The sequence below is a fragment of the Agromyces sp. NPDC055661 genome (genome assembly GCF_053618135.1).
In genome coordinates this window covers 645,783-669,291 of the sequence record NZ_JBSHHC010000001.1, presented here as the reverse complement: position 1 = coordinate 669,291, position 23,509 = coordinate 645,783, and the positions used below count along the sequence as shown (strand labels likewise).

Annotated in this window: 15 protein-coding genes; 9 read left to right on the top strand and 6 right to left on the bottom strand. The window is 72.3% G+C overall.

From position 1 onward, the window contains the following. The first annotated feature begins 128 nt into the window (after positions 1-128). The 3 genes from ACWGO8_RS03010 to ACWGO8_RS03000 all read left to right on the top strand — a co-directional run bounded on the left by ACWGO8_RS03010 (position 129) and on the right by ACWGO8_RS03000 (position 7,997). A complete protein-coding gene (locus ACWGO8_RS03010) occupies positions 129-2,672 on the top strand; it encodes an ATP-binding protein (protein WP_452041654.1) in 2,544 nt (847 codons plus the stop codon). 90 nt (positions 2,673-2,762) lie between these two features. Beyond that, on the top strand, positions 2,763-5,351 hold the full coding sequence (locus ACWGO8_RS03005; protein WP_452041653.1) for a DUF4062 domain-containing protein: 2,589 nt from the start codon (positions 2,763-2,765) through the stop codon (positions 5,349-5,351). Positions 5,352-5,390: 39 nt separating this feature from the next. Further along, positions 5,391-7,997: a DUF4062 domain-containing protein gene (locus tag ACWGO8_RS03000; RefSeq protein WP_452041652.1), complete on the top strand. Its 2,607-nt coding sequence runs from the start codon at positions 5,391-5,393 to the stop codon at positions 7,995-7,997. Between the two features lie 9 nt (positions 7,998-8,006). Here ACWGO8_RS03000 and ACWGO8_RS02995 read toward each other — a convergent pair whose 3' ends face one another. From ACWGO8_RS02995 to xylA, 3 genes are all read right to left on the bottom strand, one after another. Beyond that, positions 8,007-8,282: a hypothetical protein gene (locus ACWGO8_RS02995; RefSeq protein WP_452041651.1), complete on the bottom strand. Its 276-nt coding sequence runs from the start codon at positions 8,280-8,282 to the stop codon at positions 8,007-8,009. A gap of 114 nt (positions 8,283-8,396) precedes the next feature. Then, positions 8,397-9,800, bottom strand: a complete 1,404-nt coding sequence (gene xylB, locus ACWGO8_RS02990) for a xylulokinase (RefSeq protein WP_452041650.1) — start codon at positions 9,798-9,800, stop codon at positions 8,397-8,399. Between the two features lie 81 nt (positions 9,801-9,881). Then, complete coding sequence (gene xylA / locus ACWGO8_RS02985; RefSeq protein ID WP_452041649.1) at positions 9,882-11,072, bottom strand: xylose isomerase; 1,191 nt, start codon at positions 11,070-11,072, stop codon at positions 9,882-9,884. A gap of 193 nt (positions 11,073-11,265) precedes the next feature. Between xylA and ACWGO8_RS02980 the strand changes: the two genes are divergently transcribed. From ACWGO8_RS02980 to ACWGO8_RS02955, 6 genes are all read left to right on the top strand, one after another. Continuing rightward, the gene (locus tag ACWGO8_RS02980) at positions 11,266-12,276 is read left to right on the top strand and encodes a LacI family DNA-binding transcriptional regulator (protein ID WP_452041648.1); all 1,011 of its coding nucleotides are present in this window, start codon (positions 11,266-11,268) and stop codon (positions 12,274-12,276) included. Positions 12,277-12,397: 121 nt separating this feature from the next. Then, positions 12,398-13,690 carry an ABC transporter substrate-binding protein gene (locus ACWGO8_RS02975; protein ID WP_452041647.1) on the top strand — a complete coding sequence of 431 codons (1,293 nt, stop codon included), beginning with the start codon at positions 12,398-12,400 and terminating at the stop codon, positions 13,688-13,690. Between the two features lie 93 nt (positions 13,691-13,783). Further along, positions 13,784-14,791 (top strand): carbohydrate ABC transporter permease, encoded by a 1,008-nt coding sequence (locus tag ACWGO8_RS02970; RefSeq protein WP_452041646.1) that lies wholly within the window; start codon positions 13,784-13,786, stop codon positions 14,789-14,791. Continuing rightward, positions 14,788-15,726: a carbohydrate ABC transporter permease gene (locus ACWGO8_RS02965; protein WP_452041645.1), complete on the top strand. Its 939-nt coding sequence runs from the start codon at positions 14,788-14,790 to the stop codon at positions 15,724-15,726. Before ACWGO8_RS02970 ends, ACWGO8_RS02965 begins: the two co-directional genes overlap by 4 nt. Positions 15,727-15,728: 2 nt before the next feature. Beyond that, positions 15,729-17,870, top strand: coding sequence for an alpha-xylosidase (yicI, locus tag ACWGO8_RS02960; protein WP_452041644.1), 2,142 nt, complete (start codon positions 15,729-15,731; stop codon positions 17,868-17,870). A gap of 47 nt (positions 17,871-17,917) precedes the next feature. Further along, a complete protein-coding gene (locus tag ACWGO8_RS02955) occupies positions 17,918-18,943 on the top strand; it encodes a LacI family DNA-binding transcriptional regulator (protein WP_452041643.1) in 1,026 nt (341 codons plus the stop codon). A gap of 240 nt (positions 18,944-19,183) precedes the next feature. Here ACWGO8_RS02955 and ACWGO8_RS02950 read toward each other — a convergent pair whose 3' ends face one another. Genes ACWGO8_RS02950 through ACWGO8_RS02940 form a run of 3 tightly spaced genes read right to left on the bottom strand, consistent with a single transcriptional unit; the run spans position 19,184 to position 23,488 of the window. Then, on the bottom strand, positions 19,184-21,568 hold the full coding sequence (locus ACWGO8_RS02950; RefSeq protein ID WP_452041642.1) for a beta-xylosidase/alpha-l-arabinosidase: 2,385 nt from the start codon (positions 21,566-21,568) through the stop codon (positions 19,184-19,186). After that, a complete protein-coding gene (locus ACWGO8_RS02945) occupies positions 21,565-22,458 on the bottom strand; it encodes a carbohydrate ABC transporter permease (RefSeq protein WP_452041641.1) in 894 nt (297 codons plus the stop codon). The genes ACWGO8_RS02950 and ACWGO8_RS02945 overlap by 4 nt, the downstream gene beginning before the upstream one ends. Before the next feature lies 1 nt (position 22,459). Beyond that, positions 22,460-23,488 (bottom strand): carbohydrate ABC transporter permease, encoded by a 1,029-nt coding sequence (locus tag ACWGO8_RS02940; protein ID WP_452043508.1) that lies wholly within the window; start codon positions 23,486-23,488, stop codon positions 22,460-22,462. Positions 23,489-23,509 lie beyond the last annotated feature (21 nt).

The following is a 23,509-nucleotide window of genomic DNA, read 5'->3' as shown; positions in this document are numbered from 1 at the left end:
ACACGCCGTGGACGGACCCTGCGGAGGCGGCGTGTCGCCCGGAAGTTCCTGCAAGTCGGGGCGGCACCGCGTTCTGGGGGAGCGGCGGTGCTGGACACCCCCGCGAGCGGGCCGCGAGACTGTGACGCATGAACGCGGCCGCCGGAGGCATCCGGACGCCCGATCAGCGACTGCGGGTGTTCGTGAGCTCGACGCTGAAGGAACTGGCGCCCGAGCGACGCGCCGTGCGGGCGGCGATCGAGCGACTCGCGCTCGCGCCGGTGATGTTCGAGCTGGGTGCCCGGCCGCATCCGCCGCGCGAGCTGTACCGGGCGTACCTCGGGCAGAGCGACATCTTCGTGGGGATCTACGGCGAGCAGTACGGCTGGATCGCACCCGGTGAGGACGTGTCGGGGCTCGAGGACGAGTGGAACCTCGCGCCCGACATCCCGAAGCTGCTCTACCTCAAGCGCAGCGAGCACCGCCAGGAGCGGCTCGAGGAGCTCCTCGCGCGGATCCGCGCCGACGACGACGCCTCGTACGTCGCGTTCACGGATGCCCCCGAGCTCGCCGATCTCCTCACCGGCGACCTCGCGACGCTGCTCGCCGAGCGCTTCGACGCCGCGGGCGGCCGGCGGACGCCACTCGGCCAGCCCGCCGCGGAGGTGTTCTCCACGGAGCCGGTTCGACCTCCGTCACCGCTCACGCGGCTCGTCGGGCGCGAGGCCGAGCTCGCGACCGTCGTGGGGATGCTGACCGACGAGGAGCGACGGCTGGTGACCATCACCGGACCCGGCGGCATCGGGAAGAGCCGCCTCGCGTTGGCGGCGGCACGGGAGGCGGAAGCGGCGTTCCCCGACGGCGTCGTGTTCGTCGACCTCGCGCCCGTGGTCGACGCCGGGCTCGTGATCGCCGCGGTCGCGAACGCGCTCGGCATCCGCGACACGGGTGACCTGCCGCTCGAGGAGAAGCTCGCAGGGGCGCTGGGTCGCCGGCGACTGCTCCTCGTGCTCGACAACGTCGAGCAGGTGGTCGACGCGGCCCCCGAGCTCAGTGCCCTGCTCGCGGGTTCGTCGATGTCCGTGCTCTCGACCAGTCGCATCCTGCTCAGGGTGCGCGGCGAGCAGAACGTGCCACTCGGCCCGCTCCCGTCGTCCGACGCCGCCGAGCTGTTCGCCGAGCGGGCCCGGGCGGTCAAGCCCGATTTCGAGCTCACCGACGAGAACGCCCGGCAGGTCGTCGCGATCTGCGAAGCGCTCGACAACGTCCCGCTCGCGCTCGAGCTCGCCGCCGCTCGCCTGCGGGTGCTGACGCCCGCCGCGCTCGTCGAACGGCTCGACCATGCGCTGCCCCTGCTCGTCGGCGGCGCGCGCGACCTCCCCGAGCGCCAGCGGACGCTGCGGGCGACGATCGACTGGAGTGCGCAGCTGCTCTCGGATCCCGAGCGGGAACTGCTCCTGCGCCTCGGGGTGTTCCGGTCCGGATTCGGGCTGGACGCGGCGGAGTGGATGTCCGACGGACTCGAGGGGACGGACGCCGTCGAGGCGCTGGGCGCACTCGTCGACGGCAGCCTCGTCCGCGAGCAGGATCGCGGGTCGAGGGCCTGGTTCGCGATGCTGGCCACCGTGCGCGAGTACGGCCGAGACCGGCTCGCCGAGGGTGGAAGGCTGGCCGAGGCGCAGGAGCGGCACGCCGACTTCTATGCCGCGCTCGCCGTCGCGGCCGACTCGGCGTCGACCTGGCGAGAACAGGTCGAGCGCGTCACGCGACTGCTCGACGAGCAGGACGAGGTGCGGGCGGCCGTCGACCAGCTCTTCGCGACGGGCCGCGTCGACGAGGTCGCCGAGGTGGCGTGGCCGCTGTACGCGTTCTGGTGGGGCGGCGGCCGGGCCGGCGAGATCCGGGCGTGGATGACCCGACTGCTCGAACCGGGCGTCGAGCTCGGCGAGCGGTCCCGGGTCATCGCGGAGTACTGCATGAACGCCATCCGCTACTGGCGCACCTCGGACGAGTCGGTCGTGCCGGCCATGGCCCGCTGCGTCGAGTACTTCCGCCGAGTCGGCGACGCACGCGGCGAGTCCCTCGCGCGCGCGTCGCTCGCCGTCGCGCAGTTCGCGCAGGTGCCGCCCGATCCGGAGGCCGCCGAGGAGAACGCCCGATGCTCGCTCGAGCTCGCCGAGGAGTTCGACGTCGCGTTCAGCGGTGCCATGGTCGGGGTGATGCTCGGCCGGCTCTGGCTCGCGCAGGGGCGGGTCGACGACGCCGTCGCGCAGTTCGAGACGAGCCTCGCCGTGGCGCGGGGCATCCGCGACACGCTCGGACAGGCGATCTCGCTCAGCCATCTCGGGTGGGCCCGCATCGTCGGCGACGAGCCCGGACGCGCCCGCGAGTGCTTCGCGGAGCAGCTCCTGCTCGCGTCGACCATCGGGCACGAGGAGGGACTCGCGGACGCGCTCGAGGGCATGTTCGCGGTGGCGACCACCTCGAACGACGTCGAGCGCGCCGGCCGGATGCTCGGCGCGGCCGAGGACATCCGTGCGCGCAAGGGCCTGCCCACGCGCTCGCCGCTGTCGTTCTACGAGCCGTTCCTCGAGCGGGCGCTCGCCGGACCGGACGCGGCGCGGTTCGAGGCGGCGCGTCGGAGCGGTCGCGAGGCGGACCTCGCCGACGTCGTCGAGCTCGCCCTGGCCTGACTCGGCGGACGCCACGGGGCATCCGCCACCCTCGTGCTCGGGTACCGCCCGTGCTGGACAGTGGGCGTCTGGCGGCAGGAGACTGGCCGCATGGACCGGGTCGCGGGTGGCATCCGAACGCCCGACCAGCGCCTTCGGGTGTTCGTCAGCTCGACGCTGAAGGAGCTGGCGGCCGAGCGGCGCGCGGCCCGGGGTGCGATCGAGCGGCTGTCCATGGCGCCCGTCATGTTCGAGCTCGGCGCCCGGCCGCATCCGCCGCGATCGCTCTACCGCGCGTACCTCGAGCAGAGCGACATCTTCGTCGGCATCTATGGCGAGCAGTACGGCTGGATCGCGCCCGGCGAGGACGTGTCGGGCCTCGAGGACGAGTGGAACCTCGCCCCCGACATCCCGAAGCTCATCTACCTCAAGCGCACCGAGCGCCGCGACGACCGGCTCGAGGGGCTGCTCGCGCGCATCCGCGCCGACGATCGCGCCTCGTACGCCTCGTTCGCGGATGCCGCGGAGCTCGCCGAGCTCGTCGCCGCCGACCTGGCCTCGTTGCTGGCCGAGCGCTTCGACGCGGCGGACCCCCGCCGGGTGCCGTTCACCGAACCCGCGCCGCAGCCCGCGTCGACGGAGTCGGTGCGCCTGCCGTCGCCGCTCACCCGTCTCCTCGGACGGGAGGCCGAGCTCGCGACCCTGACGCGCATGCTGGCGGACCACGGCGATCGGCTCGTGACGCTCACCGGCCCCGGCGGCATCGGCAAGAGCCGGCTCGCGATCGCGGCGGCGCGGGCCGTGGAGACGTCGTTCCCCGACGGGGTGGTGTTCGTCGACCTCGCGCCGGTGATCGATCCCGGGCTCGTGATCACGACGATCTCCACGTCGCTCGGGATCCGGGACACCGGCGACGAGCCGATCGGCGACAAGCTCCGCCGAGCGCTCGCCGACCGGCGCACGCTGCTCGTGCTCGACAACGTCGAGCAGGTCGTGGACGCGGCGCCCGATCTCGCCGCACTGCTCGGATCGACCACCGTCGCGGTTCTCGCGACGAGCCGGATCCTGCTGCGGGTCACGGGCGAGCACAGCCTGGAGCTCGGGCCGCTTCCGCCCGAGGCGGCCGTGGAACTGCTCGTCGAACGTGCGCGGGCCGTCAAGCCCGACTTCGAGCCGACCGACGAGAACGCGGGGCAGCTGGCGGCCATCTGCACCGCCCTCGACTGCGCCCCGCTCGCCCTCGAGCTCGCCGCGGCACGGCTCCGGCTGCTCACCCCCGCCGCGCTCGAGGAGCGGCTCGACCGTGCGCTGCCGCTCCTGACCGGCGGCGCTCGGGATCTCCCCGCGCGGCAGCGCACGCTGCGCGCGACGATCGACTGGAGCGCGCAGCTGCTCCGGCCCGAGGAGCGCGAGCTCCTGGTCCGGCTCGGCGTCTTCCGTTCGGGATTCGGGCTGGATGCCGCCGAGTGGATGACCGACGGCCTCGCCGACGTCGACGCCGTGGATGCCCTCGCCGCCCTCGTTGACGGCAGCCTCGTGCGCGAGCGCGATCGCGGTGAACGCGCCTGGTACACGATGCTCGCGACGGTGCGCGAGTACGGCCGTGAGCGTCTCGACGAGCAGGGGACCCTCGCCGCGATGCAGGAGCGGCACGCGCGGTTCTACGTCGACCTCGCCGGGGCATCCGCTCGACGGACCGCCTGGAAGGGCCAGCTCGACCTGATGGTGCGCCTCGCCGACGAGCGGGACGAACTCCGGGCCGCGGTCGACCACCTCACGGCTACGCGGCAGTTCGCGGACCTCGCGTCGCTGTGCTGGAACCTGTACTGGTTCTGGTGGGTGAGCGGACAGCTCGGCGAGGTGCGCACCTGGATGGTGCGACTCCTCGAGCCCGGCCTCGACCTCGACGATCGCACGAGGACCATCGCGGAGTTCTGCGTCCACTCGATCCGCTACGGGGAGACGCCCGACGACGATGCCGTGCCCGCGCTCGCCGCGTGCGCCGAGTACTTCCGCCGCGAGGGCGACCTGCTGGGAGAGAGCCTGTCGCTCGTTGTGCTCGCCGTCGCGCAGCTGTCGGCGACGCCGCCCCACGTGGAGGCGGCCGAGGAGACGCTCGGTCGCAGCCTCGAGCTCGTCGAGGAACTCGGCGATCCGTTCGGGCGCACCATGGTGCGCATCATGCTGGCCAGGGCGGCGATGGCTCGCGGGATGCTGAACCGGGCCTTCGGGCTCCTGGAGGAGAGCCTCGAGATCGCCCGCAGCATCGGCGATCGCCTGGGCGAGGCGATCGCGCTCAACCACCTCGGCTGGGAGCGTCTGCTCAGCGGGGATGCCCGGGGCGCCCGAGGCTGCTTCACCGAACAGCTGACGATCTCCTCGATGTTCGGTCACGAGGAGGGCTTCGCCTACGGGCTCGAGGCCATGTCGGCCGTCTCGGCCGTCGACGGCGACCTCGAGCGGGCGGGCCTGCTCTTCGGGGCCGCCGAGACCGTTCGCGAGCGGAAGGGCCTCCTGACCGGCGGCACGTTCTCGTTGCACGGCCAGATCCTGGAGCAGGCGCTCGTCGCGGGCGGCACCGCGGGCACCGAGGCGTTCGAGCAGGGACGCAGGGCGGGCCGCACCGCCGACCTCGCCGACATGGTCGCACTCGCGCTGGCGCAACCGGCGTCGGAGCGCGCGACGACCGACTCGGCCTGATCTGGACACATTCCTCCGGTCGGGCGGAGACTGTGAACCATGGACCGGGCCGAGGGCGTCATCCGAACGCCCGACCAGCGCCTGCGCGTGTTCGTCAGCTCGACGCTGAAGGAGCTGGCGCCCGAGAGGCGCGCGGTTCGGGCCGCCATCGAGCAGCTCGCCCTGGCGCCGGTCATGTTCGAGCTCGGGGCGCGGCCGCATCCGCCGCGCGAGCTGTATCGGGCGTACCTCGAGCAGAGCGACATCTTCGTCGGCATCTACGCCGAGCAGTACGGCTGGATCGCGCCGGGGGAGACGGTGTCGGGACTCGAGGACGAGTGGAACCTGGCTCCGGACATCCCGAAGCTCATCTACCTCAAGCAGGCCGAGCGCCGGCAGCCCCGGCTGGAGGAGCTCCTCGCCCGCATCCGCGAGGACGACCGGGCGTCGTACGTCGCGTTCACCGATTCCGAGGACCTCGCCCGACTCGTCACGAGCGACCTCGCCACCCTCCTCGCCGAGCGGTTCGATGCGGCCGATCCGGCCCGGCGCGCGCCGATGCCCGACGCCGCGCCGCCGACCGCCGGGCCCGAGCCCGTCGGCCTGCCGTCACCACTCACCCGCCTGCTCGGGCGCGACGACGAGCTCGCGACCGTCACCCGCATGCTCGGACCCGAGGCGGCGCGACTGGTGACGATCACCGGACCCGGTGGCATCGGCAAGAGCCGGCTCGCCATCGCGGCGGCTCGCGCAGTCGAGGGTGCGTTCCCCGACGGCACGGTCTTCGTGGACCTCGCGCCCGTGCAGGACGCGGACCGCGTGGTTCCAGCCATCGCGTTCGCGCTGGGCATCCGCGACACCGGCGACGTCCCGCTCGCCGAGAAGCTGCCGCGGGCGCTCGCCGACCGGCGCCTGCTCCTGGTGCTCGACAACGTCGAGCAGGTGGTGGATGCCGCGCCGCGACTGAGCGCGCTCATCGCCGGGTCGGACGTCTCGGTGCTCGCGACCAGTCGCGTGCTGCTGCGGATCGCCGGCGAGCAGGCCGTGGACCTCGGCCCGCTCCCGCGGCCGGCGGCGGAGCAGATCTTCCGGGAGCGCGCCCGCGCCGTCAAGCGCGGGCTCGAGGAGACGCCCGAGAACGACGCGGCGATCACCGCGATCGTCGCGGCGCTCGACTCCTCGCCCCTCGCGCTCGAGCTCGCCGCGGCGCGCGTGCGCGTCTTCACGCCCGCGGAGATCCTCGGACGCCTCGACCACGCCCTGCCCCTGCTCGTCGACGGGCCGCGCGACGTCCCCGATCGACAGCGCACCATGCGCGCCACGATCGAGTGGAGCGCCCGGTTGCTCTCCGGCGACCAGCGGGAGCTGCTGCTTCGGCTCGGGGTGTTCCGCGGCGGGTTCGCCCTCGACGCGGTCGAGTGGATGGCCGACGGGCTCCGCGGTGACGCGGGCCCGGTCGTCGTCGGCGACGCCGGCGTGATCGAGGCGCTCGCGGCTCTGGTCGACAGCAGCCTCGTGCGCCAGGAGGTGCGCCACGACCGCGCCTGGTTCACGATGCTCGCCACGGTCGGCGAGTACGCGCGGGACCGGCTGGAGGCATCCGGCGCGCTCGCCGACTGCGCAGAGCGGCACGCGAGGTTCTACGTGCAGCTCGCGGCGGCGGCGGCCGAGCCGTTGACTCGTCCCGGCCAGGGCATGTGGATGGCCCGCCTCGCCGACGAGGCCGACGGACTGAGGGACTCCGTCGCGCACCTGCTCGCGACCCGGCAGTGGGACGACGTGCTCGACCTCATCTGGCCGCTCGCGCCGTTCTGGTGGGCGTCGGGCCGGCTCGGCGAGATCGCGACCTGGACGGGCCGCCTGCTCGAACCCGACGTCGTCCTGACCGATCGCTCCCGGACCATCGCCGTGTTCGTCACGAGCGCCACCGCCTCGCAGCAGGCTCCCGATCCGGCGCTCCTCCCGCTCCTCGAGGAGTGCGTCAGCCGCTTCGCCGCGGAGGGCGACGAGTTCGGCGAGGCGCTCGCGCTCGCATCCCTCGCCATGGGCCGCTTCATGCAGCCGCACCCCGATCTCGACGCCGCCGAGACGTCCATCCGGCGGTGCATCGGCCTGATGGACGAGTTGGGGAACCCGTTCTGGCGGGTGACCGCGGGCCTCATCCTCGGCTCGATCGAGCTGCTGCGGGGTCGCATCGCGTCCGCCCGCGACGTCATCGAGGCCAACCTGGCCGTGGCGCGCAGCAACGACGACCGCATGAGCGAGGCGGGCGCGCTCGGCTCGCTGGGATGGGCTCGCCTGCTCGGCGGCGACATCGTCGGCGCCCGCGAGTGCTTCGCCGACGCGGTGCTCCTCTCGTCCGCGCTCGGGAGCGAGCACGCGACGGCGTACGGACTGGAGGGCCTGTTCGCGGTCGCCGCGAGCACGGGCGACCTCGAGACGGCCGGCAGGTTCCTCGGCGCGGCCGAGTCGATCCGGGAGCGCAAGGGCATGCTGGTCGCCGGCATGTACTCGCCGCATCAGCAGGTCCTCACGCGCATCCTCGACGGTCCCGACGCCGCAGGCTTCGCGGAGGCGCGCACCATGGGACGCACGGCGGAACTCGCCGACGTCGTGGAGCTGGCGCTCGCGCCGTCGCGGCAGGATGCCCCGGCGACCCTCGGCTGAGGGCCCCGGTCAGACCGAGTGCTTGCCCGGGTGCGGCTTCGGGGGCTCGGTGCGGATGTACTTGCCGTGGCGCTCCGACGGATCGACCGCATCGGGATGCTCGGACGTCGAGGTGTAGTCGCCCTCCACCGACTCGTCGTCCGCCACGCCATCGGTGCGGGTGTACTCGCCGGCGACGCCGCGGACCTCGGGTCCCTCGCCGTCGACCTCGGTGTAGCGGCCGACGAGGCGGTCGACCGACTCGTCGTCCTTCTCGGCGGGCTCGTTCGGAGTGGAATCTGACATCATCGCTCCCTCGCTCATGGTCCGGGGCGGCGCCGTGGTACGGCGACGTCTCGGCTTCATGCTACGCCCGCGAACCGCGAGATCGGCTGGAAGGTGGCCCTGACCTCGGCGTTCTCAGCCCGCAGCGATCCCGGCCGCCGCCGCGTACTGCTCGCGGATGACCCCGCGGGTGTCCGCCGCGAGCTCCTCGGCGGTCTCCACCGGCCACGACGGCCGCTCGCCCGTGAGCACCCACGCCGCCTGTCGCGCTGCGCCATCGGCCACGTACTCGCCCGGCGCGGGCACCGTCACGGGCACGTCGAAGACCTGCGCCGCGACGCGCCGCACGGCGGGGTTCTGGGCCGCGCCGCCGATGAGCAGCACGCGCTGCGCGTCGACGCCCTGGCCGCGCACGGCGTCGAGCCCGTCGGCGAGTCCGCACAGCATGCCCTCGATCGCGGCGCGGGCGATCGATGGCCGCGTCGTGTTCGCGAGCGTGAGGCCCGAGAACGACGCGGTCGCGTCGGGCAGGTTCGGCGTGCGCTCGCCCTCGAAGTACGGCACGAGCACGGCGCCGGATGCCCCGGGCTCGCCGTCGAGCGCGATCCGTCCGAGCTCGGCGTGGTCGACGCCGAGCAGGCGCGCCGTCGCGTCCAGCACGCGGGCCGCGTTCAGGGTGGCGATGAGCGGGAGGAAGCGGCCCGTGGCATCCGCGAACCCGGCGACGGTGCCCGAGGCGTCGGCGACGGGGGCATCCGTCACGGCGAAGACCGTGCCGCTCGTGCCGATCGACACGACGACGTCGCCGGATGCCGCGTCGAGCCCGAGCGCGGCCGCCGCGTTGTCGCCCGCGCCGGGGCCGACGAGGATGCCGTCGGGCGTGCGGCCGGCGGACTCGCCGGGGCCGAGCACGCGCGGGAGGATCGCGTCGTGCCCGAGCGCCCGGACGAGGAGGTCGCGGTCGTAACCGTCGGCGCCCCAGTACGCCGTGCCGCTCGCGTCGGAGCGATCGGTCGTGAGCTCGCCGAGCACCGGGCCGAGCGGTGACTCGTCGGCGGGTCCGTAGCCGCGCAGGCGCCACGTGAGCCAGTCGTGGGGGAGCGCCACCGCCGCGACGCGCGCTGCGGCATCGGGCTCGGCGTCCCGGAGCCAGCGGAGCTTCGTCGCCGTGAACGACGCCACCGGCACGACCCCCGTGCGGCGCGCGTACTCGTCGGCGCCGACCTCGTCGATCAGGTCGCGGGCGGCCTGCGCCGACCGGGTGTCGTTCCAGAGCAGTGCGTCGCGGATGACCCGGCCCTCGGCGTCGAGCACGACCATGCCGTGCTGCTGCCCGCCGATCGAGATCGCCTCGACGCCGTCGAGCCCGCCGGCATCCGTGAACGCGCTGAGAAGGGCGCCCCACCAGGCGGCCGGATCGACCTCGGTGCCGTCGGGATGCGGGGCCCGGCCGGAGCGCACGAGCGCGCCGGTCGCGGCATCCCGGATCACGATCTTGCAGGACTGCGTCGACGAGTCGACGCCGGCGACGAGTGCCATGGGGCTCCTTCGGGGAGATGGCCCCTGAGCTCGTCGAAGGGGCGCTTCGACGAGCTCAGCGACCGGGATCAGGAGGGAACGTCAGCGCGCGCCGAGCACGTGCTCCGTGGCGAGCTGCTGCAGGCGCACGAAGCCGAAGCCCTTGCCGCCGAGGTACGCCGACGCGTCGAAGTCCTCGAACGCCGAGCGGTCGGCGAGGAGGTCGTCGTACGACTCGCCGTCGCCGAGGGTCGGCTGCGCGAGCTCGAGCACCTTGGCGGCCTCGAGCGCCTCCTGCACCTCGGGGTCGGCGCGGAAGGCCGCGGCGCGCTCCTTGAGCAGCAGGTAGGTGCGCATGTTCGCCGCCGCGGAGTCCCAGACGCCGGTCTCGTCCTCGGTGCGGCTCGGCTTGTAGTCGAAGTGGCGGGGACCCTCGTAGGCCGGTCCGCCGTTGGGGCCGCCGTTCTCGAGCAGGTCGACGAGGGCGAACGCGTTGTGCAGGTCGCCGTGGCCGAACACGAGGTCCTGGTCGTACTTGATGCCGCGCTGGCCGTTGAGGTCGATGTGGAAGAGCTTGCCGTGGTACAGCGCCTGCGCGATGCCGGCGGCGAAGTTCAGGCCCGCCATCTGCTCGTGGCCGACCTCGGGGTTGAGGCCGACGAGCTCAGGACGCTCGAGCGAGTCGATGAACGCGAGCGCGTGGCCGACCGTGGGCAGCAGGATGTCGCCGCGGGGCTCGTTCGGCTTCGGCTCGATCGCGAACTTCAGGTCGTAGCCCTTGTCGGTCACGTAGTCGCCGAGCAGGTTGACGGCCTCGCGGTAGCGCTCGAGAGCGGATCGGATGTCCTTCGCGGCGTCGTACTCGGCGCCCTCGCGGCCGCCCCACATGACGAACGTCTTGGCGCCGAGCTCCGCGGCGAGGTCGATGTTGCGCAGCACCTTGCGGAGCGCGAAGCGGCGCACCTGGCGGTCGTTCGACGTGAAGCCGCCGTCCTTGAACACGGGGGCGCTGAAGAGGTTGGTGGTGACCATCGGCACGATGACGCCCGTGGCCTCGAGCGCGCCCTTCAGGCGGTCGATCTGCGTCTGGCGCTCGGCGTCGGAGGAGCCGAACGCGAACAGGTCGTCGTCGTGGAAGGTGAGGCCGTAGGCGCCGAGCTCGTCGAGCTTCTCGACCACGTGCACGACGTCGAGGGGCTTCCGCGTCGGGCCGCCGAAGGGGTCGGTGCCGTTGTAGCCGACGGTCCAGAGGCCGAAGGAGAACTTGTGGTCGCGGGTGGGCGCGCTGGCCATGGGTGATCCGCCTTTCAGCGTCATCGGTGATTTGTTGGCAGATACAACATAAAGCCCCGGCCGCCTTCCGCGCAAGTCCGCAGGCGCCGGCAGCCATTTGTTCGGAAATTCCACAAAACCCTTGCGAAGCGCTTCGACATGTGCGTACAGTTCCCGTCGAACCGATCGAAACGTTTAGACGATGGAGTCCGACATGGCGAAGATCCACGAGGTGGCCAAGGCCGCCGGTGTGTCGATCAGCACCGTGTCGTACGCCCTGAGCGGCAAGCGCACGATCTCCGCCGAGACGCGCCGTCGCATCGAGCAGGCCGTGCGCGACCTCGACTACCGGCCCAACGCCGGCGCGCGCATGCTCGCCGGGCGCCGTACGAACATCTTCGCGCTCACGGAGCCGTTCCGCGCCGACACCCACGCGCCGACCCACATGGCGTTCGTGCTCGCGACCTCGATCGCCGCCCGGCGCTTCGACTACGACATCCTGCTCCTCACCGAGGAGGAGGCCTCGGTCGGCATGCGCCGCGTCGCCTCGAGCGGGCTCGTCGACGGCGTGATCGTGCTCGACGTGGCCCCCGACGACGAGCGGGTCCACCTCGCTCGCCGCATCTCGCTGCCGTCGGTCTTCATCGGCGTGCCCGACGACCACGAGGGGCTCGTGTGCGTCGACCTCGACTTCGAGGCGGCCGCGGCCCTCGCCGTCGATCGCCTCGCCGACCTCGGCCATCGCTCCATCGGGCTCGTCGGCCACGCGCCGGTCGCCTACGAGAAGTCGAACTTCCCGCCGCGCGTGCGGGCGGGCTTCGAGGCCCGCGCCGCGGACCGCGGGCTCGCGGCATCCGTCGAGCTGCCCGAGCCGAACGGCCGACGCGGCGAGGGGGTGCGCGCCTCGGTGCGGGCGCTCCTCGACGGCGGCGCGACCGCACTCGTGCTGCACTGCGACGACGCGGCGCACGCCGCCGTGCTCGACGAGGTCGCCCGGCGCGGCCTCGCCGTGCCGCACGACGTGTCGGTCGTGTCCGTCGGCGCGACGTTCGACACCACGGCGTTCCATCCGCCCATCGACTCGGTGCCGCTGGTGCCGCAGGCGTCGTGCGACCTCGCGGTCGACCTCGCCATGCGGCTCGTGGAGGGCGACGACGTCGCCCCCGGCGTGCACCTCATCGAGCCCGGGTACCAGGAACGGGGCTCGACCGCGCCACCGCCCTGACGGGCGACGGCGCCCACCCTGCCGGGGTGCTTCGCGGCCTGCTATCGAAGCGCTTCGACAAATCTCAAACTCAATCCACGCACACAGGAACACCACAACCACATCCCCCACGGAGGTAGCAATGAAGCACACCAGAACCCTCGCTGTCGCCGCGTCGCTCGCGGCCGCGGCGCTCGCCCTGAGCGGCTGCTCCGGCGGCGGCTCGGAAGCCGACGACGACACGCTGCGGCTCTGGCACTACGAGGGCGCCGACAGCGCCATGGGCAAGGCCTGGGACGAGGCGATCAAGGTCTTCGAGGAGGAGACCGGCGCGACCGTCGAGTTCGAGGAGAAGAGCTTCGAGCAGATCCGCTCGACCGCCAGCCAGGTGCTCAACTCGAACGAGGCCCCCGACCTGCTCGAGTACAACAAGGGCAACGCGACCGCGGGCCTCCTCTCGAGCCAGGGACTGCTCACCCCGCTCGACGACGCCGTCGAGGAGTACGGCTGGGACGACCAGCTGGCCCCGTCGCTGCAGACCACGGCGAAGTACGACGAGGACGGCATCATGGGCTCGGGCAGCTGGTACGGCGTGCCCAACTACGGCGAGTTCGTCGAGGTCTACTACAACAAGGACGCGTTCGCGGCTGCCGGCCTCGAGGTGCCGACGACGCTCGACGAGTTCGAGGACGTGCTCGCGGCCTTCGCCGCTCAGGGCGTGACCCCGCTCGCCGAGTCGGCCGCGGAGTACCCGCTCGGCCAGCTCTGGTACCAGCTCGCGCTCTCGAAGGCCGACCGGCAGTTCGTGGACGACTACCAGCTCTACGAGAACCCCGTCGACTGGACGGGCGACGAGATCAGCTACGCGACCGAGACCGTTGCGGACTGGACCGAGAAGGGCTACATCTCCGCCGACTCGAGCGGCCTCAAGGCCGAGGACGCCGGCGTCGGCTTCATCAGCGGCGACTACCCGATCTTCTTCTCGGGCAGCTGGTGGTACGGCCGCTTCCAGAGCGAGATCTCGGACTTCGAGTGGGGCACGTTCCTGTTCCCCGAGACCGAGCTGTCGCCGGGATCCGCGGGCAACATGTGGGTCGTCCCCGAGCAGGCCAAGAACAAGGAGCTCGCCTACCAGTTCATCGACATCACGATGCGCCCCGAGATCCAGGCGATCCTCGGCAACAACGGCGGCGTGCCCGTGGCGGCCGACGAGGCCGACATCACCGACCCGAAGTCGCAGGAGCTCATCGCGAACTTCAACGCGCTCACCGAGAAGGACGGCATCGCCTTCTACCCCGACTGGCCCACGCCGACGTTCTACGACGAGCTGAACGCCGCGCTCCAGGAGCTGGTGAACGGCACCAAGTCGCCCGCCGACGTGCAGCAGCAGCTCGGCGAGCAGTACCAGGCCGGTGTCGAGGACATCGTCGGCTGATCCTTCGACGAGCTCAGGAACCCGATGACGGATGCCGCGGGCGCACCTCCGCCCGCGGCATCCGCCCCTCGACCCACCTCGGAAGGAACCATCATGTCCGACGCCCTCGACACGCGGGCGGCGACCCTGCCGGAGCGCGGCGACACGACCGCGCCGCGCGGCGGCGATCGCCGGCCGCGTCGCAGCGCCCAGAGCCTCATCCCGGGCTCCAGCCGGAACGCGTTCTGGCTCTACCTCGTGCCCGGCCTGGCGCTGCTCGCCGTCATCGTCGTGATTCCGTTGGGGTGGAACGTCTTCCTCACCTTCACGGAGTACCGCGGCATCCGCCCGCCCGAGTGGATCGGCCTCGACAACTGGGTCGAGCTGATGGGCGACGAGGTCTTCTGGACCTCGTTCGGCAACTCGATCGCCATGATCGTCGCGATGGTCGTCGTGCCGACGCTCCTCGGCCTCGTGCTCGCCGCCATGCTGTTCGACCTCATCGGCAAGAAGTTCGGCGGCAAGCTGGCGAGCTTCCTGCGCGCCACCTACTACCTGCCCCAGATCCTGCCCGCGGTCATCGCCGCGATCGTCATCGGCTGGATCCTGCGCCCGCAGAACGGCGCCCTCAACCAGGTGCTCGAGGCGATCGGCCTCGGCGACCTCGCCCACAACTGGCTCGGCAGCCCCGACACCGCGCTCGCCAGCATCATGGTGATCATGGTCTGGGTGCAGCTCGGCTACCCGATCGTCATCTTCATGGCCGCGCTCCAGCGGGTCGATCCCGAGCTCTACGAGGCCGCCGAGCTCGACGGCGCGAACTGGTTCCAGCGGTTCCGCGCCATCACGGTCGGCATCATCCGGCCCGAGATCTTCGTCGTCACCCTGACCTGCACGATCGCCGCGCTCAAGGTGTTCGGCCCCGTGTACGCCCTCACGGGCGGCGGCCCCGGCACGGCCACGATCGTGCCGGCCTACTACGCGTACAGCGAGTTCTTCCAGTCGCAGCAGGTGGGCTACGGCGCCACCATCGCGACCGCGCTGACGATCGTCATCGCCGCCGTGAGCGTGGCGTTCATCCTCGTGCAGAACCGCGTCGAGCAGAAGGAGGAGGAGCGATGACCGCCATCATCGAGGAACTCGACCCCGACCACCGCGCGGTGGAGCTGCCCCCGCCGCCGTCGAGCCGCCGCACGTCGCGCCGCGGCGCGCGCCGCGCCGGGAACGGCCCCACGAAGCGCACCGCCGGCGACTGGGCCGTGCTCCTCGTCGCGATCGTGCTCGGCTTCTTCATCGCCGTCCCGTTCCTGCTCATCCTCGTCAACTCGTTCAAGTCGCCGGCCGACTACAACACGTCGGGCCCGCTGACGCTGCCCACCGAGTTCTACTTCGACGGCATCGTCGCGTTCTGGGAGCGCGTCGACTTCCCGCAGAAGCTCTGGAACAGCGTGTTCATCTCGGGACTCGTCGCCGTCTTCGCGGTGGCGCTGTCGATGTTCAACGCCTTCGCGCTCGGCGTCGGCCGGGTGAAGGGCCGGCTCTGGATCGTCGTGCTCATCCTGCTGGCGAACATGCTGCCGCAGGAGGTGCTGCTCTACCCGCTGTACTTCATGTTCAAGCAGGTCGGCCTCTACGACAGCCAGTGGGCGGTCATCATCATCTTCACGGTCATCCAGTCGGCGTTCGGCACCTACCTGCTTGCGTCGGTCTACTCGACCTTCCCGAAGGAGATGCTCGAGGCCGCCTCGCTCGACGGCGCCTCGCGGTGGCAGATCCTCTGGCGGGTCGTCTACCCGATCTCGCGTCCGACGCTCTCGGTGCTGCTGATCTTCTTCTTCATCTGGACGTGGAACGAGTTCCTCATCCCGCTCACGTTCCTCGTGTCGAACGACACGCAGACCGTGCCGGTGGCGATCACCGTGCTGCAGGGCGACCGGCTGATGGACGTCACGACGACGAGCGCCTCGGCGCTGCTCGGGCTCATCCCGACCCTGGTGTTCTTCCTCATCTTCCAACGCACCCTCACCCGGGGCATCACCGCAGGAGCAGTCAAGTAGTCATGAAGTTCACCGATGGGTTCTGGCACACCCGGCCCGGCGTCGAGGCCCTCTACGCACAGGAGGCGCGCGACCTCGCGGTCGACGGCGACGAGCTCGTCGCCTGGGCGCCGACGCGCGTCGTCGCGACGCGGGGCGACACGCTCAACCGGCCGATGCTCACGGTCTCGCTCGCGAGCCCGGCCGAGGGCGTCATCCGCGTGCGCATCGAGCACCACTGCGGCACGCCGCGCGACGTCGGCTTCGGCATCGGGTCGGATGCCGCGCACCGCCCGGTCATCGCGATCGACGACGAGGGCGGCGTGATCGACGCCGGCTCCCTGCGCGCGCGCATCCGGCGCGGTGCACCGTGGGACCTCTCGTTCGAGCACGACGGCGGCACCTACACGTCGAGCGGCCACAAGTCGGTCGGGTACATGCGGCTGGCGCCCGGCGCGCCCGTGGCGGCCGAGCCGGCGGGCGTGGCCGGCATCACGACGACCGGCCTCGCCCCGGCATCCGCGTACCTGCACGCGCAGCTCTCGCTGGGCGTCGGGGAGCTCGTGTACGGACTGGGCGAGCGCTTCGGCCCGCTCGTGAAGAACGGCCAGACCGTGGACGTGTGGAACGCCGACGGCGGCACGTCGAGCGAGCAGTCCTACAAGAACGTGCCGTTCTACCTCACGAACCGCGGCTACGGCGTGCTCGTCAACCACGCGGGGCACGTCTCGTTCGAGGTCGGCTCGGAGGCCGTGGAGCAGGTGCAGTTCTCGGTCGCGGGGGAGTGCCTCGAGTACTTCGTGATCGCGGGCCCGACCCCCGCCGAGGTGCTCGACCGCTACACGCGGCTCACCGGCCGCCCGGCGCACGTGCCCGACTGGTCGTACGGCCTCTGGCTCTCGACGAGCTTCACGACCGACTACGACGAGGACACCGTCAACGCGTTCATCGACGGGATGGCCGAGCGCGACATCCCGCTCGAGGTGTTCCACTTCGACTGCTTCTGGATGCGCGAGTTCCACTGGACCGACTTCGAGTGGGACCCCGCCGTGTTCCCCGACCCCGAGGGCATGCTCTCGCGCCTGCACGACCGCGGCCTGCGCGTGAGCGCGTGGCTCAACCCGTACATCGCGCAGCGCTCGAGACTGTTCCGCGAGGGCGTCGAGCACGGCTACCTCGTGCGCCGGCCCGACGGCAGCGTCTGGCAGTGGGACCTCTGGCAGGCCGGCATGGCGCTCGTCGACTTCACGAACCCCGAGGCGACGCGCTGGTTCCAGGACCACCTGCGGCGGCTGCTCGCGCAGGGCGTCGACGCGATCAAGACCGACTTCGGGGAGCGCATCCCGATCGACGTCGCGTGGCACGACGGCAGCGACCCCGAGGCGATGCACCACCGCTACACGCAGCTCTACAACCGGGCCGTCTTCGACGTGCTCGAAGAGGTGCGCGGCCCCGGCGAGGCGGTGCTGTTCGCCCGGTCGGCGACCGCGGGCGGCCAGTCGATGCCCGTGCACTGGGGCGGCGACAACTCGTCGACGTTCACGTCGATGGCCGAGAGCCTTCGCGGCGGGCTGTCGCTCGCGCTCAGCGGCTTCGGCTACTGGAGCCACGACATCGGCGGCTTCGAGGGCGACCCCGACCCGGCGGTGTTCAAGCGCTGGCTGGCGTTCGGCCTGCTCTCGAGCCACTCCCGGCTGCACGGCTCGACGAGCTACCGCGTGCCGTGGGCGTTCGACACGGGCGAGGAGGCGCCGGGCCAGAGCGCGGTCGAGGTCGCGCGCGCGTTCGCCAAGCTCAAGGCCTCGCTGCGCCCGTACCTCGTCGAGGCGGGCGACGAGGCGCACCGCACCGGGCGCCCGGTCATGCGCCCGATGCAGCTCGAGTTCCCCGAGGACCCGGCGACGGGCCACCTCGACCGGCAATACCTGCTCGGGCCGAGCCTGCTCGTGGCGCCCGTGTTCTCGCCGTCGGGCGAGGTGGACTACTACCTGCCCGCCGGCCGCTGGACGAACTGGTTCACGCGCGAGGTCGTCGAGGGCGGCGCCTGGCGCCGCGAGGTGCACGGGTTCGACACCGTTCCCCTGTGGATCCGCGAGGGCGCCGTCGTGCCCGTCGTCGACGAGGACGGGCGTGCGGGCGAGGTGCGGGGTGCCGAGGCATCCTGATTCGCGCGATTCGCGCGGGCGCAAGTTTCGGCGCTAGGCTTCGAAACATGGCAACGGATGTCGTGGGGGAGCGGGTCACGCTGGCCGAGGTCGCCGAGGAGGCCGGGGTCTCGCTGTCGACCATCTCGAAGGTGCTCAACGGGCGCACGGATGTCGCGCCGGGCACCCGTGCCCGCGTGGAGCGGCTCCTGCACGACCGCGGCTACGTGCGCCGGGGCGCCGGTCGCTCGGAGGCGCACGCCGACCTCATCGAGCTCGTCTTCCACGAGCTCGACCCGATCTGGTCGATGGAGCTCATCGGCGGCGTCGAGTCGGTCGCGAAGGCCGAGGGCCTCAGCGTCGTGCTCACGGTGAGCGGCAGCCGGCACGCGCCCGATCCCGACTGGATCGAGGGCGTCATCCGCCGTCGGCCCGTCGGCGTCATCCTCGTGTTCTCGGAGCTCGCGCCCGAGTACCGGGAGCAGCTACGGGCGCGCGCCATCCCGTTCGTCATCGTCGACCCGGCAGGCGACCCATCCCCCGACGTGCCGAGCGTGGGCTCGGCGAACTGGTCGGGCGGCCTGGCCGCCACCCGGCACCTCATCGAGCTCGGCCATCGGCGCATCGCGGCGATCACCGGGCCCGAGGACATGATGTGCTCCCTCGCGCGCCTCGACGGCTACCGCTCGGCGATGAACACGGCGGGCCTGCCCATCCGCGACGAGTGGATCCGGTTCGGCGACTTCCACACCTCCGGCGGTCGCGACCGGGCTCGCGAGGTGCTCGACGGCCCCGAGCGGCCGACCGCGATCTTCGCGGGCAGCGACATGCAGGCGCTCGGCGTGCTCGAGGCGGCACGCGAGCGCGGCATCCGCGTGCCCGAGGACCTCTCGGTCGTCGGCTACGACGACATCCCGCTCGCGCGCTGGCTGACCCCGAAGCTCACGACCGTGCACCAGCCCCTGCGCCGCATGGGCGAGGAGGCGGTGCTGCTCGCGCTGCGGCTCGCCGAGGAGACGGTGGAGTCGACGCCGCGCATGGACCTCGCGACGAGCCTCGTGGTGCGCGACAGCACGGCGCCACCAGCGGCGTAGCAGCGCCCGCCGCATCCGCGCGCCTGGCCGCTCCGCGCCCGCCTGCGGCTCCGCGCCCGCCTGGCGGCTCCGCCCTGTTGCCGGATTCGGTGTTTCGGACCGACACGCCGTGTCGCGCCGGCCGTGTCCGGCGCGTCGCTCCGGAACACCGAATCGGGTAACAAACGGCAGGGGACACGCGACGGACCGACGACAGCGCCGCCAGCCGGAGCGGGGAGGGCTCCGGCCGGCGGCGCCGGGTCATTCCGCGAGGACGGCCGGCCGCGGCATCCGTCGCACGACCACGTCGGGGTGCAGGCGCCGGGTGTGGTCGACGACCCGCACCGGACCCGTCAGGCGCACCGTGGTCGCGAGCGGCAGGTCGCCGCTCGAGCGGCCGAGGCTGAGCACGAGCTCGCCCGGCTCGACGATGCGCACGCCGTCGCGCGACGTGAACGACGCGAGGTCGGCCGGCACCGTGAACCGCACGTCGGCGACCTCGCCGGGCTCGAGCTCGACGCGCGCGTACCCGACGAGCCGCTGCACCGGTCGCACGACGGATGCCACGGGGTCGTGCAGGTAGAGCTGCACGACCTCGACGCCGGGGCGCTCGCCGGCATTGCGCACGCGCACGCGCACGTCGGCCTCGCCGTCGGTCGCGATCTCGGATGCCCCGCCGCCGGCGCCCTCCCACTCGAACACGGTGTACGTGAGGCCGTGGCCGAACGGATAGCGCGCGGTCGGGTCGATGTTCGAGACGCCGTTGCGACGCTCGAGCGGCGCCGCGAGGTACGTCGACGGGTGCACGCCCGCCGACGCCGGCACCGACACGGGCAGCCGGCCGCTCGGCTCCACACGGCCGCTGAGGATGCCCGCCAACGCGCGCGTCCCCTCCTCGCCCGCGAAGAACGCCTCGAGGATGCCCGCCGCGCGGTCGGGGGCCGTGCCGAGCGTGTAGGGGCGCCCGGCGAGCAGCGTCACGACCGTCGGCACGCCGACGTCGAGCACGGCCTCCAGCAGCGCCGCCTGGGCGCCGGGGAGCTGCAGCGACTCGGCGTCGCAGCCCTCGCCGCTCGTGCCGCGGCCGAACAGGCCGGCCCGGTCGCCGAGCGCGAGCACCACCACGTCGGCGGTGGCCGCCGCCTCGAGCGCCGCGGCGAACCCGTCGGTCTCGCCGCCGTCGATGCTCGTGCCCGCGGCGTGCGCGAGCTCGGCGCCCGGGAACTCCTTGCGGAGCGACTCGAGCAGCGTGGGCAGCGCGATCCCGTCGCCCGACTCGGGGTGGTTGACCCCGACGTGCGTCGGGAACGCGTAGCACCCGAGCACGGCGAACCGGTCGTCGGCGGTCGGGCCGATGACGGCGATCCGCCGCGGCGCGGCGAGCGGGAGCGTCCCGTCGTTGCGCAGCAGCACGATCGCGCGCTCGGCGATCTCGGCCGCGAGCGCCCGGTTCCCCGGGGGATCGAGGTCGATCGTGCCGCGCACCGCGTCGATGTCGTCGGCGCGGCCGGCGAGTGCCGGCGGCAGCGGATCCCAGTCGGCGTCGAGCAGGCCGAGCCCGACCTTCTGCGCGAGCACGCGGCGCAGCGCCCGATCCAGCACCGCCACGTCGAGCCGACCGTCGGCGACGGCCGCCACGAGCGGAGCGCCGAAGGCGTGCACGGTCGGGAGCTCCACGTCGATGCCGGCCTCGAGGGCCGCGGCCGCGGCATCCGCCAGCGACCCGGCCGTGCCGTGCAGGGTCTGCAGGAACGCCACCGAGAAGTAGTCGGCGACGACCGTGCCCTCGAAGCCCCACGTGTCGCGGAGGAGCTCGGTGAGCAGCGAGGCATCCGACGCCGTGGGCACGCCGTCGAGGTCGGTGTACGCGTTCATCACCGACCGGGGCCGGCCGTCGCGCACGACCATCTCGAACGGCGGCAGCAGCACGTCGGCGAGTTCGCGTCGTCCGACGGCGACGGGCGCGAGGTTGCGTCCGGCCTTCGAGGCGGAGTAGCCGACGAAGTGCTTGAGCGTGGCGACCACGCCCGCCGACTCGAGCCCGCGCACGTACGCCGCGCCGACTGTGCCGACGAGGTACGGGTCCTCGCCCATGGTCTCCTCGACCCGGCCCCAGCGCGCGTCGCGCACCACGTCGAGCACGGGCGCGAGGCCCTGGTGGATGCCGACCGAACGCAGGTCGTCGCCGATGCGCCGCGCCATCCGCTCAATGAGCTCGGGGTCGAACGTCGCCGCCCACGAGAGCGGCACCGGATAGGCGGTCGCGCCCCAGGCCGCGAAGCCCGCGAGGCACTCCTCGTGCGCCACAGCGGGGATGCCGAGTCGGCTCTCCGCCATGATGCGTCGCTGCGTGCGGGCGAGCGAGAGCGCGCCGACGCCCGGGTCGACGGGCGCCGTCCCGAACGGCCGGGTCAGCTGCCCGAGTCCCTTCGGCAGGAGCTCGTCGAGGTCGACGTCGCCGATCATCTCGTGCTGGTTCGGGGCGACGTCGCCGCCCTCGGCCGAGGCGCCGACCCACACGCCGTACAGCTGCGCGATCTTCTCCTCGAGCGTGAGCTCGGCGATGATCGCCTCGACACGGTCGGCGACGGATGCCGCGGCATCCTGCCACGGGGGGATGCCCCGTGCGGTCCGCTGGTCGGTCATCCCTTCACCGCCCCGGTGAGCCCGCCGACGATGCGCTTCTCCGCGAACAGGAAGAAGGCGAGCGCCGGGATCATCGCGAGCGACGTGTAGGCGAGCACGGCTCCCGTGTCCTGCGAGTACTGCGTCGAGAACTGCGTGACGCCGAGCGGCAGGGGCCAGAGCTCCTGCGGCAGGCTGCCCGTCGAGATCACGAGCAGCGGCAGCAGGTAGCCGTTCCAGCTGCCGATGAAGGCGAGCACCCCGACCGTGACGAGGCCGGGCATCGAGAGCGGCAGCAGGATGCGCCAGAAGAAGCCGATCCGGCCGGTGCCGTCGAGCGCGGCGGCCTCCTCGAGCTCGTCGGGGATGGCCCGCAGGAACGGCACGAGGATGATGATCGTCGTCGGCAGCGCGAACGCGATGCTCGGGATGATGACGCCCAGGTACGAGCCGTGCAGGCCGAGCGTGCGCAGCATCAGCGTGAGCGGCAGCGCCGCGACCGTGAGCGGGAACATCAGCCCCGCGGCGAACAGGCTGTACAGCCCGGTGCGCCCGCGGAACTCGTAGCGCGCGATGACGAACGCGGCCATGATCCCGAACACGACGACGCCCGCGGTGGTCGCGATGGCGAGGATCGAGCTCGCGAGCACGTTGCCCCAGAACCGGGGCGAGCCGAGCACGGTCGACCAGTTCTGCAGGGTCCACGGGTCGGGCATCCCGGCCGGGTTCGCGTTGAGGTCGGCCGTGGTGCGGAATCCGCCGATGAAGACGTAGAGCACCGGACCGATGGCGATCGCCGCGATGACGAGCGCGATCAGGTAGACGAACGGCTGGCCCCAGTCGAATCGCCGGCCCGCGGGCACGTGCGGTGCGCCGCGCCCCTCGGTGGTGATGGCGGTGGTGGCGGTCATGTCAGCGAACCCCTCGGGTGACGGCGCCGGCGAGGTCGCGGCGCAGGGCGAAGCGCTGGTACACGAGCGCGATGACGAGCGAGATCAGGAACAGGATCACGGCGATGGCGCTGCCGTAGCCGGGCTGGCCGCCGAACTGGCCCTTCTCGACCATGTACGTGGCCATGGTCTGCGTGGCGTTGAGGGGACCGCCGCGCGTGGTGACCCACACCATGTCGAAGAGCTGGAGCGAGCCGATGATCGACAGGAACGCCCAGATCCGGATGGTCGGGCCGAGCAGCGGGATCGTGATGTGCCGCTGGACCTGCCACCAGCTCGCGCCGTCGATCGACGCGGCCTCGGCGAGTTCCTCGGGCACGCCCTGGAGGCCGGCGAGCATGAGCAGGATGGCGAACCCGACGTACTTCCACGTCAGGATGAAGAACATCGTCCACAGGGCGATCTCGGGGTCGGCGAGCCAGTTCTGCTGGAGGGCGCCGAGGCCGAGCGACTCGAGCAGGGCGTTCACGCCGCCCGTCGGCTGGAGGAGGAGCTTCCACGAGAGGCCCGCGATGACCTCGGCGAGCACGTACGGCACGAAGATGAGCAGCCGCAGCGCAGCCCGTCCGCGGATGCGCCGGTTGAGCAGCAGCGCGACGCCGATGGCGATCGCGCCCTGGATGAGCAGGGAGGCGCCGAGGATGAAGAAGTTGTGGCCGACCGCGCCGAGGAACACCGGGTCGTTGAGGGCGCGGACGTAGTTCTGGAGGCCGATGAAGCGGGCCGGATCCGCGAGGTCGTCCCACTGGAACGCCTGCGGGAGGTTGTAGAAGCTGTACACCGCCGCGAGGATCACGGGCAGGATGACGAAGCCGAGGAACAGGATCAGCGCCGGGCCGACGAAGAGGGCGATCTCGGCGCGCTTCCGGCTCCTGGCCGACCTGCGGCGGGGTGTCGGGGTGGGGGCCGGGGCCCCGGGGGCCCCCGGGCCCCCCCGCGGGTGGGGGGGGGGGGATGAAAAAAGGGGGGCCCCCCCGGCCGGCGACCCCAGAGGCAGTTGTAGGGGGGGTGG